At 66.0% G+C, this 17801-nt stretch carries 17 protein-coding genes; 10 read left to right on the top strand and 7 right to left on the bottom strand.

Going from position 1 to position 17801, the window contains the following annotated elements; all coding sequences use genetic code 11:
* Position 1 precedes the first annotated feature (1 nt).
* Together gcvH and gcvP are read left to right on the top strand one after the other, a co-directional pair.
* The gene (gene gcvH, locus BOO69_RS15550) at positions 2-361 is read left to right on the top strand and encodes a glycine cleavage system protein GcvH (protein WP_071973001.1); all 360 of its coding nucleotides are present in this window, start codon (positions 2-4) and stop codon (positions 359-361) included.
* Positions 362-427: 66 nt separating this feature from the next.
* Positions 428-3274, top strand: a complete 2847-nt coding sequence (gcvP, locus tag BOO69_RS15545; RefSeq protein WP_071973000.1) for an aminomethyl-transferring glycine dehydrogenase — start codon at positions 428-430, stop codon at positions 3272-3274.
* A gap of 90 nt (positions 3275-3364) precedes the next feature.
* On the opposite strand, the gene BOO69_RS15540 is transcribed toward gcvP, so the two are convergent.
* The 4 genes from BOO69_RS15540 to BOO69_RS15525 form a co-directional block, all read right to left on the bottom strand.
* Positions 3365-3643, bottom strand: a complete 279-nt coding sequence (locus BOO69_RS15540) for a hypothetical protein (RefSeq protein ID WP_071972999.1) — start codon at positions 3641-3643, stop codon at positions 3365-3367.
* Positions 3644-3729: 86 nt separating this feature from the next.
* On the bottom strand, positions 3730-4614 hold the full coding sequence (locus BOO69_RS15535) for an inositol monophosphatase family protein (RefSeq protein ID WP_071972998.1): 885 nt from the start codon (positions 4612-4614) through the stop codon (positions 3730-3732).
* A 75-nt stretch (positions 4615-4689) separates the two neighbouring features.
* Positions 4690-7206, bottom strand: coding sequence for an ABC transporter permease (locus tag BOO69_RS15530; protein WP_071972997.1), 2517 nt, complete (start codon positions 7204-7206; stop codon positions 4690-4692).
* The gene (locus tag BOO69_RS15525) at positions 7203-7871 is read right to left on the bottom strand and encodes an ABC transporter ATP-binding protein (protein WP_071972996.1); all 669 of its coding nucleotides are present in this window, start codon (positions 7869-7871) and stop codon (positions 7203-7205) included. The genes BOO69_RS15530 and BOO69_RS15525 overlap by 4 nt, the downstream gene beginning before the upstream one ends.
* Positions 7872-7919: 48 nt before the next feature.
* Here BOO69_RS15525 and BOO69_RS15520 point away from each other — a divergent pair, with 48 nt between their 5' ends.
* Together BOO69_RS15520 and BOO69_RS15515 are read left to right on the top strand one after the other, a co-directional pair.
* A complete protein-coding gene (locus BOO69_RS15520; RefSeq protein ID WP_156874997.1) occupies positions 7920-8564 on the top strand; it encodes an arylesterase in 645 nt (214 codons plus the stop codon).
* A gap of 3 nt (positions 8565-8567) precedes the next feature.
* Positions 8568-9185, top strand: coding sequence for an SOS response-associated peptidase (locus BOO69_RS15515; RefSeq protein WP_071972995.1), 618 nt, complete (start codon positions 8568-8570; stop codon positions 9183-9185).
* Between the two features lie 126 nt (positions 9186-9311).
* Here BOO69_RS15515 and BOO69_RS15510 read toward each other — a convergent pair whose 3' ends face one another.
* Positions 9312-9518 carry a cold-shock protein gene (locus BOO69_RS15510; RefSeq protein WP_067294005.1) on the bottom strand — a complete coding sequence of 69 codons (207 nt, stop codon included), beginning with the start codon at positions 9516-9518 and terminating at the stop codon, positions 9312-9314.
* A 285-nt stretch (positions 9519-9803) separates the two neighbouring features.
* On the opposite strand from BOO69_RS15510, the gene BOO69_RS15505 reads away from it, so the two are divergent.
* From BOO69_RS15505 to preA, 3 genes are read left to right on the top strand one after another with little or no spacing between them, the layout of a single operon-like run.
* Complete coding sequence (locus BOO69_RS15505) at positions 9804-11129, top strand: NAD(P)-dependent oxidoreductase (RefSeq protein ID WP_071972994.1); 1326 nt, start codon at positions 9804-9806, stop codon at positions 11127-11129.
* Positions 11129-11914, top strand: a complete 786-nt coding sequence (locus BOO69_RS15500) for an Fpg/Nei family DNA glycosylase (protein ID WP_071972993.1) — start codon at positions 11129-11131, stop codon at positions 11912-11914. The genes BOO69_RS15505 and BOO69_RS15500 overlap by 1 nt, the downstream gene beginning before the upstream one ends.
* A 56-nt stretch (positions 11915-11970) precedes the next feature.
* Positions 11971-13275: an NAD-dependent dihydropyrimidine dehydrogenase subunit PreA gene (preA, locus tag BOO69_RS15495; RefSeq protein WP_071972992.1), complete on the top strand. Its 1305-nt coding sequence runs from the start codon at positions 11971-11973 to the stop codon at positions 13273-13275.
* 1 nt (position 13276) lies between these two features.
* Here preA and BOO69_RS15490 read toward each other — a convergent pair whose 3' ends face one another.
* The gene (locus tag BOO69_RS15490) at positions 13277-13603 is read right to left on the bottom strand and encodes a hypothetical protein (RefSeq protein ID WP_156874951.1); all 327 of its coding nucleotides are present in this window, start codon (positions 13601-13603) and stop codon (positions 13277-13279) included.
* Positions 13604-13694: 91 nt separating this feature from the next.
* Positions 13695-14312, bottom strand: coding sequence for a TetR family transcriptional regulator C-terminal domain-containing protein (locus BOO69_RS15485; protein ID WP_071972990.1), 618 nt, complete (start codon positions 14310-14312; stop codon positions 13695-13697).
* A 150-nt stretch (positions 14313-14462) separates the two neighbouring features.
* Between BOO69_RS15485 and BOO69_RS15480 the strand changes: the two genes are divergently transcribed.
* The 3 genes from BOO69_RS15480 (at position 14463) to hydA (ending at position 17628) form a co-directional block, all read left to right on the top strand.
* Positions 14463-15713, top strand: a complete 1251-nt coding sequence (locus BOO69_RS15480; RefSeq protein WP_071972989.1) for a Zn-dependent hydrolase — start codon at positions 14463-14465, stop codon at positions 15711-15713.
* A gap of 60 nt (positions 15714-15773) precedes the next feature.
* Positions 15774-16097: an HK97 gp10 family phage protein gene (locus BOO69_RS15475; protein WP_156874950.1), complete on the top strand. Its 324-nt coding sequence runs from the start codon at positions 15774-15776 to the stop codon at positions 16095-16097.
* Between the two features lie 70 nt (positions 16098-16167).
* Positions 16168-17628 carry a dihydropyrimidinase gene (gene hydA, locus BOO69_RS15470; protein WP_071972987.1) on the top strand — a complete coding sequence of 487 codons (1461 nt, stop codon included), beginning with the start codon at positions 16168-16170 and terminating at the stop codon, positions 17626-17628.
* The last annotated feature ends 173 nt before the right edge of the window (positions 17629-17801 follow it).

Below are 17801 nucleotides of genomic sequence, written 5' to 3'. Positions count from 1 at the left end.
AATGAAATTTACCGAAGAGCATGAATGGCTGCGCGAGGAAGACGGCGAAATGGTGATCGGCATCACCATTCACGCGGCCGAGCAACTGGGCGACGTGGTGTTCGTCGAACTGCCCGATGAAGGCACGGTCGTCAGCAAGGACGACGAGGTCGTGGTGATCGAGAGCGTCAAGGCCGCCTCGGACATCCTTGCGCCCGTGGATGGCGAGATCACCGAGGTCAACAGCGCCCTCGCGGACAATCCGAGCCTCGTCAACGAGGATCCGCAGGGGGAGGCATGGTTCTTCAAGATGAAGATCAGCGATCCGTCCCAGATGGACGAATTCATGGACGAAGCCGCGTACCAGAAATTCATCGGCTGACGCGGCCCTGACCGCTGGCGCGTCCGGCGGGATAACCTGATTGCCAGAAAGAACGAGGAGGCCGCGATGAGCTTCAAGCCGACAGACTATCTGCCTTACGATTTTGCGAACCGCCGTCACATCGGGCCCTCCCCGGCCGAAATGTCGGAGATGCTGAAGGTCGTCGGAGCCGGATCGCTCGAGGATCTCATCGACGATACCTTGCCCAAGGGCATCAGGATGAAAGGGGGGCTCGACTTCGGCAAGGCCAAGTCGGAGCGCGAGGTGCTGGAACACCTGCGCAAGGTGGCGTCGAAGAACAAGGTGCTGACCAGCCTGATCGGGCAGGGCTACCACGGGACCGTGACGCCACCGGCGATCCAGCGCAATATCCTTGAGAACCCGGCCTGGTACACCGCCTATACCCCCTACCAGCCCGAGATCAGCCAGGGCCGGCTGGAGGCGTTGCTGAATTTCCAGACCATGGTCTGCGACCTGACGGGGCTGGAGGTCGCCAACGCGTCCCTGCTGGACGAGGCGACGGCCTGTGCCGAGGCGATGACCATGGCGCAGCGGGTGTCGAAATCGAAAGCGGTGAAGTTCTTTGTCGATCGTGACTGCCACCCCCAGAACATCGCGGTGATGAAGACCCGCGCCGCGCCGCTGGGGATCGAGGTGATCGTGGGCGACCCGGCCAAGATGGGCGCGTCCGAGGTTTTCGGCGCGATCTTCCAGTATCCGGGCACCTACGGCCACGTGCGCGATTTCACCGACAGCATCGCGGCATTGCACGAACACAAGGGCATCGCCATCGTATCGGCCGACCCGCTGTCGCTGACCCTGCTGAAGGAGCCGGGCGCGATGGGGGCCGACATTGCCGTGGGCAGTACCCAGCGGTTCGGCGTGCCCGAAGGTTACGGCGGGCCGCACGCGGCCTACATGGCGTGCAAGGACGCCTACAAACGCGCCATGCCGGGCAGGATCGTCGGCGTCTCCATCGACGCGCATGGCAACCGGGCCTATCGGCTGTCGCTTCAGACCCGCGAACAGCACATCCGCCGCGAGAAGGCGACCAGCAACGTGTGCACCGCGCAGGCTTTGCTGGCGGTCATGGCGTCGATGTACGCCGTGTTTCACGGTCCCGAAGGCCTCAAGGCGATTGCGCAACGCATTCACCGCAAGACCGTGCGACTGGCCCGCGGGCTGGAGGAAGCCGGGTTCAAGGTGGACCCGCAGGCCTTCTTCGACACGATCACCGTCGACGTGGGCCCCCTGCAGGCGGCGGTCATGAAATCGGCCGTGGACGAAGGGATCAACCTGCGCCGCGTGGGGGAATTCCGGGTCGGGATCTCGCTGGACGAACGCACCCAGCCCGCCATCATCGAAGCCATCTGGCGGGCCTTCGGAATCGTCAAGAAGGACAGCGACTTCGCGCCGGAGTACCGTGTCCCGGAAGAGATGCTGCGGACCTCGGATTACCTCACGCATCCGATCTTCCACATGAACCGCGCCGAAACCGAAATGATGCGTTACATGCGCCGCCTCGCGGACCGGGATCTGGCGCTGGATCGGGCGATGATCCCGCTCGGCTCCTGCACGATGAAGCTCAATTCGGCAGCCGAGATGATGCCGGTCAGCTGGCGTGAATTCTCGCTGGTCCACCCCTATGCGCCCGCGGATCAGGCCCTCGGCTACAAGGAGATGATCGACGATCTGTCCGCCAAGCTGTGCGACATCACGGGTTACGATGCGATATCCATGCAGCCCAATTCCGGCGCACAGGGCGAATACGCGGGACTGCTGACAATCGCCGCCTACCACGAGGCACAGGGCCAGGGGCACCGCAAGATCTGCCTGATCCCGATGAGCGCCCATGGCACCAATCCGGCCAGCGCGCAGATGGTGGGCTGGAAGGTCGTCGTGGTGAAATCCGCGGCCAATGGCGACATCGATCTCGACGATTTCCGCGCCAAGGCAGAGGCCGCGGGCGATGACCTCGCCGCCTGCATGATCACCTATCCCTCGACGCATGGCGTGTTCGAGGAAACGGTCACGGAGGTGACCCGCATCACGCACGAGTTCGGCGGACAGGTCTACATCGACGGCGCCAACATGAATGCGATGGTCGGCCTGTCGCGGCCCGGCGACCTCGGCGGCGACGTGAGCCACCTCAACCTGCACAAGACGTTCTGCATTCCGCACGGCGGCGGCGGCCCCGGCATGGGGCCGATCGGGGTGAAGTCACATCTGACGCCGCATCTGCCGGGGCACCCGAACGAGGGCGGCGCGGCGGTCTCGGCGGCGCCTTACGGCTCGCCCTCGCTGCTGCCGATCTCGTGGTCCTACTGCCTGATGATGGGGGGCGAAGGACTGACCCAGGCGACCCGGGTCGCGATCCTGAATGCCAACTACATCGCCAAGCGGCTCGAAGGCGCGTTCGACGTGCTCTACAAGGGGCCCTCGGGTCGCGTGGCGCATGAATGCATCATCGACGTGCGTCTCTACGATGAAAGCGCCGGTGTCACCGTGGACGATATCGCCAAGCGCCTGATCGACTGCGGGTTCCACGCACCGACCATGTCCTGGCCCGTGGCCGGCACCCTGATGGTGGAGCCGACCGAGTCGGAGACCAAGGCGGAACTGGACCGTTTCTGCGATGCGATGCTGGCCATTCGGCAGGAGATCGCGGCCATCGAGAAGGGCGAGATGCCGCGCGAGAACAACCCGCTCAAGAACGCGCCGCACACGGTCGAGGATCTGGTCGTCGAATGGGGCGACCGCCCCTACAGCCGCGAACAGGGATGTTTCCCTCCGGGCGCTTTCCGCGTGGACAAGTACTGGCCGCCGGTCAACCGGGTGGACAATGTCCATGGCGACCGGAACCTGATCTGCACCTGCCCCCCTCTCGAGGCCTACGCGGAAGCCGCGGAATAGCTCTGGGCCCCATTGGGGCCGTCAATCGGAAACAAAAAACGGCCACCGTTGCGGTGGCCGTTCTCGTCGATGTCAGACTGTCGGGACAGCTCAGCCGAGCAGCAGGACGGCGCCAAGCGGAACGTCGACGTTGCAGCTGCCGATGGCCGGTTGCGCGGTCGCCGCGCGGTCGGGATACCACAGGCGGCACGACCCTGCGGGCGGGTAGTATCCGCGGGGCACGTTGACGCCACCCGTGTTGTTGATGTCGTTGCGCACGGCCATCTTCACGGGGCCGGAATAGGAACCTGCCGAGGCTTGATGCAGGGGCAGGCTGACGGCAGTTACGGCAATCGCCGCGATGCAGGTTTTCTGAATTGCTTTCAGCATCTTATTTCTCCATCTATAGGAGCCCGGGGCAGATCGGGCGTTCAGATGGCAAGTAAACACCGGGGCGGCGCAAAAGTTCCCGCGTCTCAACCGGCCGAACCGGCGTCCTTCGGCAGCAGGAAGTCGAAGACCTTGGCCAGACGCTGCCATGTCGCCTTGTCAGGCGCGGCGAGGATATGGCCCTTTCGCAGCGTGGCATCGTAGTCGCCGCCGCCCAGCATCTGTACGTGGCCACCGGCCTGTTGGCAGATCAGCACGCCCGCCGCATGGTCCCAGGGGTTCAGGCTCTCGGTCAGGAGAAAGTCGATATGGCCCTGCGCCAGCATCCGGTATTCATGCGCCGAACACCGCAGGTTGTCGACGCGCCCGAAGCGGGCCATGGCGGCGGCCAGCTTGTCGCGTCGATCACCCTTGAACAGGTACAGGGGGATATAGCCCGAGAGGTCGGCCAGGTCGCCACCCCCGCTGACATGCAGGTCGTGCGCCTTGCCCGACGGGTGTTGCATCTGCGCCGGTGACCGGTCGTCGGCAATGGCCCAGTCATCCATCACCGGATCGTAGATCAGGCCGAAGGCGGGTTTGCCGTACTGCGTGACCGCGAGGATGATGCCGAAGACGGAAAGACCGCGCGCGAAGTTCCAGGTGCCGTCCACCGGGTCCACGATGAAGCACAGGGGCGCGCCCGCAATCCGGTCGAGCAGGCTGGCATCCTTTGCCACGGCCTCTTCCCCGATGACGAGCGCGCCGGGGAACGCGAGTTGCAGGGCGCGGGTTATCATCGCCTCGGCCGCCGTGTCCGCAACGGTCACCAGATCCTCGGGCCCTGTTTTCGTGTCGATGTCCGCCGCCGTCAGGCCGCGGTATCTGGGCATGATCTCGGCCCGGGCAGCGCGGCGCAGGATGTTGATTACATTGGTGCGTTGCGCGGGGCTGAGGGCAGGGGGGCGGTGTGCGGGCAGGGTGTCAGACATGGCTCGATCCTTTGCTTCTGGTGCAGCCTTGCCCGATCCTGCCGGGCATGTGCAAGACGTGGTTTCGGCCTTGGGTCATTCCCGCGCACGCAGCACCTGTGCGGGCCGCGCGTTGAGCGCCCGCAAGGCAAAGCCGAGGCCTGCCAGGACCGATGCCAATGCCCCCCCGGTCACGATCAGCAGGGCAGAGGACCAGATCACGACAAAGTCCGTTTCCATCACGTAACGGCTGACCGCCCAGCCGCCCAGGATGCCTGCCAGCAAGGCCACGCTGCCCGCGAAGAGACCGAGCAGCGCGGCCCGCAGGATGAAGCTGGCGGCAATGGCGCGGCGGGACGCGCCCAGCGTCTTGAGCAGGGCCGATTCATAGCGCCGTGCCTCGGCGCCTGCCGCGGCCGCGCCGATGAGCACGACGAACCCGGTCAGCAGGGTCGCCAGCGCCCCGTAGGACGTCGCGGCGGCAAGGCTCGACAGCACGGCCGACACGCGGTCGATGGCGTCGCGCACGCGGATCGCGGTGATGTTGGGATAGGCACCTGCAAGGTCGCGCAGAATCGCGGCTTCGGCCTCCGGTTCGGCGTAGACGGTCGAGATGAAGGTATGCGGCGCGGCTTCGAGCGCGGCGGGGTTCATCGTCAGGATGAAGCCGATCCCGGCGGTGGAGAAATCGACTTCCTGAAACGACGCGATGGTGCCGGTGATGTCGCGGCCGAGCACGTTGATCGTCAGCGTATCCCCCAGCTTCAGGCCCATCTCCGCGCCTTCCTCGGCGGCGAAGCTGATCAGCGGCGGGCCATCGTAGTCCTCGGGCCACCAGGCGCCCTCGGTGATGTTCGCGTCGGCGGCGGGGCGGGCGGCGTAGGTGACCCCCCGATCCCCCCGCACGACCCAGTGATCGCCGGCCACCTCCCGCGCGGGGCGGTCGTTGATCCTCGTCACGACGCCGCGCAGCATCGGGGCGCTGTCGATCCGGCTGACCGCCGGATCGTTTTCCAGCCTTTCGGTATAGCCGGGCATCTGGTCCTTCTGGATGTCGACGAAGAAATAGGAGGGCGCGACGTCGGGCAGGTTTCCGGCGATGGCCTTGCGCAGGTTGCCGTCGATCTGGCCGACCGCCGCCAGCACCGACAGGCCCAGCCCGAGCGACAGGACCACCGCGCCGGCGCCTTCGCCCGGTCCGGCGAGCGCGGCGAGGGCCCAGCGAAGGCGCGGGCGCCCCCGTGCCAGCCGGGCCCCGGCACGGGCGAGCACCCGCAGCAGAAGACTGGCCAGCATCAGCAGGGCGAGAGCGCCCGCGATCCCGCCCAGTGTCCACAGCGTCAGCCGCCACGACCCGTTGAACCAGCCTGCAAGGCCGACCAGCGCCGCGGCCAGCACCGCGATGGAGGCGAGGTATTTCGCGGCGGGCAGCGAACGCGCGCCGGCCCAGGCATCGCGAAACAGGGTTGCGGCACGCACGTCCTCGCTGCGGGCGAGGGGCCAGAGGGTGAAGGCGAGCGCTGTCAGCAGCCCGTAGATCGCCGCCTCGGCCAGCGGCGCGGGGTAGAGCGCGAAGCTTGTCGGCAGCGGCAGGCGGGAGGCGATGACGGGGGACAGCAGCAGCGGCACGAGCCCGCCAAGGATAACGCCGATGGCAACGCCCAGCAGCGACAGCGCGCCGATCTGGATGAAATAGGTCTGGAATATCGTCGCGCGGTCCGCTCCGAGGGCCCGCAGCGTGGCGATCACGCCGGTCTTGCCCCGCAGGTAGGACCGCACCGCGGCCGAGACCCCGACGCCACCGACCGCGAGGCCGGACAGCCCTACCAGCACCAGAAAGGCGCTCAGCCGTTCGACGAAACGGGCGACGCCGGGCGCGCCGTTGCGCGAGTCGGTCCAGCGCATGCCCGCATTCTCGAACCTGGTTTTGGCTTCCGCCTCGAGCGCCGCAAGATCGGTGCCGGGGGCCAGTTTCAGCCGGTACTTGCTGTTGTAGAGCGTCCCGGGCGACAGCAGGCCGGATCCCTCGAGCGCGTCACGCCTGAGCAGGGTGCGGGGGCCGAGGGCGAAACCGCTGGCGGCGCTGTCGGGTTCGCGCAGGATCAGCGCGTTCAACCGGTAGTCCCGCGTGCCGAGCCGGAAGACATCTCCGGGCGCAAGGCCCAGCCGGTCGGACAGCGCGCGCTCCATCACCGCGCCGGGCAGATCGTCTTCGGTCGCGAGGGCAAGCGACAGCGGCAGGTCGGGGTCGAGCCGCATCTGGCCGACGAGCGGATAGGCATCGTCCACTCCCTTGATCTGGGTCAGGGCCCGGTCTTCGCCCGCCACCGCCATGGACCTGAATTCGACGATCTCTGACAGCGCGACGGACCGCTCGGTCATCCAGGCCCGTTCTTCGGGCGTGGCGAAACGGTAGGTGAAATCCAGTTCGGCATCGCCACCCAGCAGGGCCGCGCCCTCGCGCGCGAGGCCCGCCTCGATGGCCGCGCGGACGGAGCCGACGGCGGCGATCGCGGCAACCCCCAGCGCGAGACAGGCAAGGAACAGCCGGAAACCGCGCAGGCCCCCGCGCATTTCGCGTCGGGCAAAACGGGCGGCGAGCGCAAGGCTCATGCGATCTGCCCGTCGGCCAACGCGATGGCGCGGTCGCAGCGGTCGGCCAGTACGGGGTCGTGCGTCACCAGCACGAGCGTCGCACCGTATTGGTCGCGGAGCGAGAACAGCAGGTCCATGATGGCTGCTCCGTTGGCACTGTCGAGGTTGCCCGTGGGTTCGTCGGCCAGCAGGATAGCGGGGCGTGGCGCGCAGGCGCGGGCCAGCGCCACCCGCTGCTGTTCGCCGCCCGACAACTGTGCCGGGTAGTGGTTGGTGCGGTGGCCCAGCCCCACGGTATCCAGCGCCTCCTGGGCGCGGTCGAACGCATCGGCAAGACCCGCAAGCTCAAGCGGTGTCGCCACGTTCTCGATCGCGGTCATGGTCGGGATCAGGTGAAAGGACTGGAACACGATCCCCATCCGGCCCTGCCTGAAGCGCGCCAGCGCGTCCTCGTTCATTGCGGTCAGGTCCTCGCCCAGGGCCCGCACGGTGCCGCCGGTGGCGCGTTCCAGTCCGCCCATGACCATCAGGAGAGAGGATTTCCCAGAACCGGACGGTCCGGTCAGGGCGACGCTTTCCTTGGGCGCCACGTCGAGAGAGATGCCGCGGAGGATATCGACCGGTCCGGCATTGCCCTTGAGCGACAAAAGCACATCTTGGAGGTGGAACACGTTGTCATTCACGTCGGGGCCTTTCTGCGGGGTCTCTACGGATATGGAGTTGTCATGGTGATGCGCAAGGCGATGCTGGGGATTGTTCTGGTCTGGGGCCACGCCGTAGCGGCAGAGGACGTCGTGATCGCGGCCCTGGGCGACAGTCTGACGCAGGGTTACGGGCTTCCGGCGGAGCAAGGCTTTGTACCGCAGCTGGAAGGATGGCTCCGCGCACAGGGGGACGAGGTGACACTGATCAACGCGGGGGTGTCCGGCGATACCACCGCCGGGGGGCTCGCCCGCGTGGGCTGGACCCTCACGCCCGAGGTGGACGGGCTGATCGTCGCGCTGGGCGGCAACGACCTGCTGCGCGGATTGGCGCCCGATCAGGCGCGCGCCAATCTTGACGGCATTCTGCAGGCGGCACGGGACGCCGAGGTCGAGGTGCTGCTGATCGGGATGGAGGCGCCCGGGAACTACGGCCCCGACTACAAGGCAGAGTTCGACGCGATCTACCCCGACCTTGCCGAGGCGTACGACACCGGGTTTCTGGGCAGCTTCTTTGCAGGCCTGACAGAAGGTGACACCCCCGCCGATCCTGCCCGACTGCGGGAATATTTCCAGGCCGACGGGATCCACCCCAATGCCGAGGGCGTCAGCCGCATCGTGGCCCGTGTCGGCCCCGAGGTTCAGGCCCTGATCGAACGGATCGAGGCGGATTGACCCTTGACCGGGCGGCTGTTCCTGACCTCGCCGATGTCCGCGCTCGCCGCTGCGCTGGAGGTGCCTGTCGGCGCGCTGGTCGATGAGCCGCCGCGGGCGAACGTGGCACCGGGCCAGCAGATCGTCACACTGACTCACGACAGACTTTGCCACATGCGCTGGGGTATCATCCCGGTGGGCCGGGTGAACGCGCGGGGGCGCCCGGTGATGGAAACGATCGTGAACGTGCGCAGCGAAACCGTTTTCGACAAGACCGCTTTCGCGGGGACAGGCCGGGCGGTGGTCCCTGTGGACGGCTGGTACGAATGGACGGGCGAGAAGCGGCGCAAGACGGCCTGGCGGATCACGCCGAAAGGCGGGGGTTTTCTCTATTTCGCGGCGATCACCGACCTGTGGCGTGCGCCGGGCGGCATGGAGGTGGCGCAGGTGGCCACCCTGACCTGTCCGCCGAACGGCGACGTCGCGCCGGTACACCACCGGATGCCGGTCCTGCTGGAGAAGGAGCAGATCGGGACCTGGCTGACCGGAACGGCAGGGGCGGTAGACCCCCTGTTGCGGCCCTGGCCGGAGGGCAGTCTCGACATCCTCGAAGCAAGGGGGGGCGACTGGACAGCGCCCTGAGCGATCCCCGGACAGATCCCGATCGCCGGTCGGGAACAGGTTCCGCGCACCGACCCTGTCCTTGCATGGGCGGGAATTGAATACGGGCGCCCGAAGCGCCCGCCTTCTCTTGTCTGGCTGATGTGATCAGGCCAGCGCGATGTTCGCCGCGCTTTCGCGGCCATCGCGGCCCGCTTCCACATCGAACGTCACTTTCTGGTTGTCCGCGAGGCCGGTCAGCCCGGCGCGTTCGACCGCTGAAATATGAACGAAGATGTCCTTGCCACCGCCGTCAGGCGCGATGAAGCCGTAGCCTTTGGTGGTGTTGAACCATTTTACGGTGCCGGATGCCATGGGCCCGTCCTCCTGTCTTTTTCTGCCCGCGGAATGCGGCAGCGTGGCTCGGACGAAGTCGTGATCGTTCCAGCGCCAGAAGGCAGGGAGTGTCGAAAGTCGTTCGTGCAGCAGTTGCGATATTGAAAGCTTTCCAGTGAAAAGCAAGTGCCTTTGCGGGCATCGGCACAATTGGCGGTGCCCTGCGCATGAAATTTCACCGGAATGAAATAATTTGACCGCTTGATAAAAAAATATCTCTGGGGCAGAGTTTTTGTCAGACCCAGCCAATGCAAGGTGAGCCAGATGACCTCAGACGTGTTTCAACCGGGAATCCAGTCGGGGCGGTTGAGCCCGGAAGACTACGAGGCGCAATTTTCGGACCTGCATCCCCCGATGGCGCACCACGAAGCGCTGGTCGCGGCGGACCGGTGCTATTTCTGCCACGACGCGCCCTGCATCACGGCCTGTCCCACGGACATCGACATTCCCCTGTTCATCCGCCAGATCGCGACCGGAACGCCGGACGCGGCGGCCAAGACGATCCTGAGCCAGAATATCCTTGGCGGGATGTGCGCGCGGGTCTGCCCGACTGAGCAACTTTGCGAACAGGCCTGCGTGCGCGAGAAGGCCGAAGGCAAGCCGGTGCTGATCGGCCAGCTGCAGCGTTTTGCGACGGACCACCTTCAGGCTCGGGGCGTGCACCCGTTCGAACGCGCGGCGCCCACCGGCAAGACGGTGGCGGTGATCGGGGCCGGGCCGGCGGGCCTGTCCTGCGCCCACCGGCTTGCGATGCTGGGGCATGACGTCGTGATCCACGACGCACGGCCCAAGCCCGGAGGGCTGAACGAATACGGCATCGCGGCCTACAAGACCCCCGGCGGGTTCGCGCAGGCCGAGGTGGACTGGCTGATGCAAATCGGTGGCATCGCGTTCAGACATGAACGCGCGCTGGGCCGCGATGTCACCCTCGAAGCCCTCAGGGCCGAATACGACGCGGTCTTTCTCGGTCTCGGGCTGGGTGGGGTCAACGCGCTGGGTGCCGAAGGCGAGGACCGCGACGGGGTGATGGACGCGGTCGATTTCATTTCGGACCTGCGGCAGGCAGGTGACCTCGCGGCGCTGCCCGTCGGGCGCGACGTGGTCGTGATCGGCGGCGGCATGACGGCCATCGACGCGGCGGTGCAGGCCAAGCTTCTGGGCGCGCTGAACGTTACGCTTGTCTACCGGCGCGGCCGGGAGCGGATGAATGCCAGCCCCTTCGAACAGGATCTGGCGGCGTCCAAGGGTGTCCGGATCGTGACCCATGCCGTCCCCGTTGCGCTGCATGGCAACGGGGCCGTCCGCGAGATCGAGTTCGAATACGTGGACGATGCCATGAAGGGCACCGGCCAGCGGCTGAAGCTTTCCGCCGATCAGGTGTTCCGGGCAATCGGCCAACGGCTCGTGGACGGCGATCTGCCCGAGTTGTCGGTCAACAAGATCAAGACCGACGAGAAGGGCCGCACCAGCCTGCCCGGCGTCTGGGCCGGCGGTGACTGCACGGCCGGTGGCGATGACCTGACGGTGACGGCAGTCGCCCAGGGACGGGACGCTGCCATGGACATCCACGCCAGCCTGACGGCCGGCTGATGCCCGAGTTGCCCGAAGCCGAGGCCGCCCGTGCAAGGCTGGAGTCCGGCGCGTTGCATCGTACCATCGCGGGTTTCGCGCTGGGCGAGGTGACGCATATGGACCTGCCGGACGAGGCGTCCCGCGAAAGGCTGATGGGCACGCAGTTCACCCGCACCCGGCGGCACGGCAAGTACATCTTCATCGGCAGCGTGGACGGCCCGTGGTTGCACATTCACCTCGGCATGTCGGGGTCATTGCGGGTCATGGACGCCGGAGACGAGCTGCCCGACTACATTCGGCTGACCGTCGAATTCGAAGGCGATCGCCGGCTGCATTTCCGCGATCCGCGCAAGTTCGGCCGGATCGAGGTGATCGACGACGTGGACGATTTCATCGCCGCGAAGGGCTTGGGGCCGGATGCGCTGGAGATCGGCGACAACGCCTTTGCGGATGCGATCGGTCGCACGCGGGGTGCGGTGAAATCCGCCCTGCTCAGCCAGAAGAAGCTGGCGGGGATCGGCAACCTCTGGTCGGACGAGGCACTCTACCGCACCGGGATCGACCCGGATGCGCGCGGCAGCGACCTGACGCAGGAGCGCATCGGCACCCTGCACCGCGCCACGCGCGAGATCCTGCAATCGGTGGTCGATACCGGTGCAACCTATTCGAAACTGCCGGACGACTGGCTGATCCACCGCCGGGATGACGGCGCGGCCTGCACACGGTGCGATGGAACGATCACGAAGAAGAAAGTGGGCGGGCGCACGTCCTACCACTGCCCGGACCATCAGACGGGCACCTGATGACCGCGTGGCCGGCGCGTGTCCCGGCCGAGACTTGACCAAGGGGAGGGCCAGACATGGCTGATCTGACAACCGACTTCCTGGGGATCACATCCCCCAACCCGTTCTGGCTCGCCTCCGCGCCGCCGACCGACAAGGAATACAACGTGCGTCGCGCCTTCGAGGCCGGATGGGGCGGGGTCGTGTGGAAGACGCTCGGCTCCGAAGGGCCGCCCGTGGTCAACGTGAACGGCCCGCGCTACGGTGCCGTCTACGGGGCGGACCGACGGCTGCTGGGCCTCAACAACATCGAGCTGATCACCGACCGCGACCTCTACACCAACCTCGAAGAGATCAAGCGCGTGAAGGCGGATTATCCCGACCGGGCCCTGATCGTCTCGATCATGGTGCCCTGCGAGGAAGAGGCGTGGAGGGCGATCCTGCCGCTGGTGGAGGACACCGGCGCCGACGGCATCGAGCTGAACTTCGGTTGTCCCCACGGGATGAGCGAGCGCGGCATGGGTGCCGCCGTGGGCCAGGTGCCGGAATACATCGAAATGGTGACCCGCTGGTGCAAGCAGTACTATTCCAAGCCCGTGATCGTGAAGCTGACGCCGAACATCACCGACATCCGCAAGCCCGCGGCAGCGGCCAAGGCGGGCGGCGCGGACGCGGTGAGCCTGATCAACACGATCAACTCCATCACCTCGGTGAACCTCGATACCATGTCGCCGGAGCCGTCGATCGATGGCAAGGGATCGCACGGCGGCTATTGCGGGCCCGCGGTCAAGCCGATCGCCATGTCCATGGTGTCCGAGATCGCCCGCGACCCGGAGACCCGGGGCCTGCCGATATCGGGCATCGGCGGTGTCACCACATGGCGTGACGCGGCGGAGTTCATCACGCTGGGCTGTGGCAACGTGCAGGTCTGCACGGCGGCCATGACCTACGGGTTCAAGGTGGTGCAGGAAATGATCAGCGGCCTGTCCGACTGGATGGACAGCAAGGGCCACACCAGCATCGAGGATTTCAGGGGAGCGGCGGTGCCCAATGTCACCGACTGGAACCAGCTGAACCTCAACTACATCGCCAAGGCGAAGATCGATCAGGACCTCTGCATTTCCTGCGGCCGCTGCTTCGCCGCCTGCGAGGATACCAGTCACCAGGCGATCGCCATGTCGGAGGACCGGACCTTCACGGTCATCGACGAGGAGTGCGTCGCCTGCAACCTCTGCGTCAACGTGTGCCCGGTCGAGGGCTGTATCACGATGGAGGCGATGTCACCGGGCACCACCGATCCGCGCACGGGAAAGGTCGTGCAGCCCGATTACGCCAACTGGACGACGCACCCCAACAACCCTGCCGCCACCGCCGCGGAATAGCCTAGCCCCCCGCAGGCTTGAGGAACGGCGACGTCGGCAGCGGGTCCGGCATGGTGCGGGAGATTTCGGCGGGCGTGAGCGGCGCGTGGTCGATCTGCGCGGCCAGGATGGACCCGGCCGTGGCGGTGTCGGGCCGTTCCGTGGCGAGCGGCGCGGGCACTGGTGCACGGTCCGGGAGGGCGCCGGGGCGGATGGGCGGTTGCGCCCGATCAAGGGTCGCCGCATCGCCTGCGGGCGATGTACGGGTGACAGTCAAGGCGCCCTGCGGTCCGCCCGGCAGGCCGGAAGGCGGCGCGAGGCGCAGGCTGTAGAACGGTAATTGGGTCATCATCGCTCCGATCATCGACGTATCGGCCCACCACCCGCGGCCAATCTGCGGTGAATCGGTGAAGATCGGGTGAACGCCTGACCGTCCGGTTTCAGACCTCGAGCATGGCCCTGAACATGCGGTTCAGATGGTCGGAGGCGCGGGCATGAGGGTCGGCGTCTGCCCCCAGAAGCAGGCTCACCTGGCTTTCGAAATCGGCGTAGTGCTGGGTCGTGGCCCAGATCGAGAAAATCAGGTGCTGGGGGTCCAGTGGCGGCAATCTGCCCTGCGCCACCCAATGCGCGACCAGCGCGCATTTCTCGTCGAACAGCGGTTTCAGGTGGCCGGAGAGTTCGGGCCCGATCCGCGGGGCGCCCTGCAGGATCTCGTTCGCGAACAGCCTGCTTTCGCGGGGCATGTCGCGGGCCATGTCCAGCTTGCGCTGGACGTACGACAGGATTTCCGTCGTCGGATCACCTTCGGGGTTCATCGCCACCAGCGGATCCAGCCAGCTGTCCATGAGGCGGCTCAGAAGGGTGACGTGAATATCCTCCTTGCCGTCGAAATAATACAGGATGTTCGGCTTGCTCAGCCCCGCCTCCGCCGCGATCTGATCGAGGGTCGCGCCGCGGAAGCCGTGGCGGGAAAACACCTCCAGCGCGGCATCCAGGATCTTTCCGCGATTGCGTTTCTGGATGCGACTTGGTTTCTTGGGCGCGCCGTCTGGCAAGGGCGTCTCCCTTCGGGTGCTGATTAAAGAGGCAGGTTCCCGGTGGTCGGAAACGAGGGCAAAGCAGTTCTTGACAGATGGCAGTGTAATGGCAATCGTGCCTTTACCAAATGGTAAAATTTGATCGCCAGCCTGTCGAGGAGCCAGCAGATGCCCGCACCCGGAGAGAACCTCAAGATCAACCCGGATCGCCTGTGGGACAGCCTGATGGAGATGGCCAAGATCGGCCCGGGTGTCGCGGGTGGCAACAATCGGCAGACCCTGACCGACGAGGATGCGGAGGGCCGCGCGCTGTTCCGGAAATGGTGCGAGGACGCGGGCTGCACCATGGGGCTGGACCAGATGGGCAACATGTTCGCCCGGCGTGAAGGGACGGACCCCGACGCGCTGCCGGTCTACGTGGGCTCTCACCTTGATACGCAGCCCACGGGCGGCAAGTACGACGGTGTCCTGGGCGTGCTCGCGGGGCTCGAGATCGTGCGCACGCTGAATGACCTTGGGGTCAAGACGAAGCACCCGATCGTCGTGACCAACTTCACCAACGAGGAAGGCACACGCTATGCCCCCGCGATGCTGTCGTCCGGGGTGTTCGCGGGGATCCACACGCAGGACTGGGCCTACGCCCGCGTCGATGCGCAGGGCAAGTCCTTTGGCGACGAGCTGAAACGCATCGGCTGGCGCGGCGAGGAAGAGACGGGTGCGCGCAAGATGCACGCCTTTTTCGAGCTGCACATCGAACAGGGCCCGATCCTCGAGGCGGAGGAAAAGCAGATCGGTGTCGTGACGCATGGCCAGGGCCTGAGCTGGACGCAGGTCACTGTCACCGGCAAGGACAGTCATACGGGGTCGACCCCGATGCCGATGCGCCGCAATGCCGGCTTGGGCATGGCCCGAATTCTGGAGAAGGTGGACGAGATCGCCTGGTCGCACAAGCCGCACGCGGTGGGCGCGGCGGGGCATATCGACGTGTACCCCAACTCGCGCAACGTGATCCCCGGCAAGGTGGTCTTCACGGTCGATTTCCGCTCACCCGATCTGAGCGTGATCGAGGACATGGAAAAGCGCCTGCGCGAAGAAGGCCAGAAGATCGCGGATGACATGGAACTTGGCATCGAATTCGAAAAGGTCGGCGGCTTCGATCCGGTGGCATTCGACGAGGATTGCGTGAGCGCGGTGCGCGACGCGGCCGAGCGGCTGGGCTACAGCCACATGAACCTGATCTCGGGCGCGGGTCACGATGCCTGCTGGATCAACCGCGTCGCGCCCACGGCGATGGTGATGTGCCCCTGCGTCGACGGGCTGAGCCACAACGAGGCGGAAGAAATTTCGAAGGAGTGGGCGCAGGCGGGCACGGATGTGCTGCTGCACGCGGTGGTCGAAACCGCGGGGGTGGCCGGATGAGGGCGCCGTGGACCATCTTGCACGGATGGGGCGCACTGCGGCGCGATGCCGGGGCAGCGCATGATTGAACAGGGGCTGTCGATATCCCAGCGGATCGACCGGCTGCTGGACGCGGAAGTGGCGGACGCCCTGGCCAGCAGCGACCGGGTGACCCGGCGCACGGCCCGGGATTTCGAACGCGTGCGGCGCGCGCCCAGAGAGGTGACGGTGAATTTTTCGGGCGGCATCACCCAGCGATGCTGGTCGGTCGGCCGGGGCGATGGCACCTACCGCGTCGTCTACCTGCCCACGGCGGGATACTTTTCGCTGTGCGTGGAAAGTGACTTCGGTCCGCTGGACATCGGGGTGCACGGACCGGCGCTGGGGTGCTTCGGGTCGGTGTGAAACGGGGGCGGCCCTTTGGGGCGCTTGGCGATCATCGGGCCCAGAAAGAGAAACAGACGGGAGAAACGTGATGAGCAAGGTGATCAAGGGCGGGCAGGTCTGCACCGCGGACCGGACCTGGAAGGCGGATGTGCTGATCGAGGGCGAAAAGATCGTCCGCATCGGCGAAGACCTGACCGGGGACGAATACATCGACGCCGAAGGCGCCTATGTCATCCCCGGCGGGATCGACCCGCATACGCACCTCGAGATGCCCTTCATGGGCACGACGGCGGCAGAGACATTCGAGAGCGGCACATGGGCCGCCGCCTGTGGCGGGACCACGATGATCGTGGATTTCTGCCTGCCGGGTGCCGATGGTAGCATCAAGAACGCGATCAACGAATGGCATCGCAAGTCGGCGCCGCAGATCTGTTCGGACGTCGGATACCACATGGCGATCACCGGGTGGAACGAGACCGTCTTCAACGAGATGAAGGACGCCGTGGAGATGGGCGTAAACTCGTTCAAGCATTTCATGGCCTACAAGGGCGCGCTGATGATCGAGGACGACGAGATGTTCGCGTCGTTCAAGCGCTGCGCCGAACTGGGCGCGCTGCCCATGGTCCACGCCGAAAACGGTGACCTGGTGGCAGAGCTGCAGCAGAAGTATTTCGACCAGGGCATCACCGGACCGGAGGGGCACGCCTATTCCCGCCCGCCGGAGCTGGAGGGCGAGGCGGCGAACCGGGCGATCACCATTGCGGATGCGGCGGGCGTGCCGCTTTATATCGTGCACGTGTCCTGCGAGCAGGCGCACGAGGCGATCCGCCGGGCCCGCCAGAAGGGCATGCGCGTCTACGGCGAGCCCCTGATCCAGTTCCTGACGCTGGACGAATCCGAGTACTTCAACACCGACTGGGACCATGCCGCGCGCCGGGTCATGTCGCCGCCCTTCCGCAACAAGCAGCACCAGGACAGCCTGTGGGCCGGGTTGCAGGCCGGTTCCCTTCAGGTCGTGGCAACGGACCACGCCGCATTCTCGACCGAGCAGAAGCGGGCCGGCAAGGATGACTTCCGCATCATTCCGAACGGGTCGAACGGGCTGGAAGAGCGCCTGTCGGTCCTCTGGACCGAAGGGGTGGAGACGGGGCGGCTGACGCCGAACGAATTCGTCGCGGCAACCTCGACCAATGTGGCCAAGATCCTCAACATCTATCCGCGCAAGGGCGCCATCGTCGAAGGCGCGGATGCGGACATCGTGGTGTGGGATCCCAAGATCACCCGCACGATCACGCCCGCCAACCATCATTCGGTCCTCGACTACAACGTCTTCGAAGGGTTCGAGGTGACGGCGAACGCGCGTTACACGCTGAGCCGGGGAGAGGTGATCTGGGCCTGGGGGCAGAACAGTCAGCCGCAGCCGGGGCGGGGCAAGTTCATTCCGCGCCCGGCCTTCCCGTCCGCGAACGTGGCCCTGTCGAAGTGGAAGCAGCTGACGAGCCCGAAGATGATCAAGCGCGATCCGCTGAACATTCCGGCGGGGATCTGATGGCGTTGAGCGTGAGGAGGGCATCATGCCAAGAGGTCTAAGACCAAGTACGATGCGCAACGCTCATCGTTTTGAGAAGTATATTCTTGATCAACTGCTTAGCGTCGTAATAACAGCGGTAATTCTATTCGCGGGTTATGTCTGGTATACTGGTCAAAGCGTCGCGGAGGTCG

Source organism: Sulfitobacter alexandrii, assembly GCF_001886735.1.
In the GTDB taxonomy this organism is placed as follows: domain Bacteria; phylum Pseudomonadota; class Alphaproteobacteria; order Rhodobacterales; family Rhodobacteraceae; genus Sulfitobacter; species Sulfitobacter alexandrii.
Note: the sequence above shows the minus strand (reverse complement) of the source record. Positions and strands in the feature narration are given on the sequence as shown.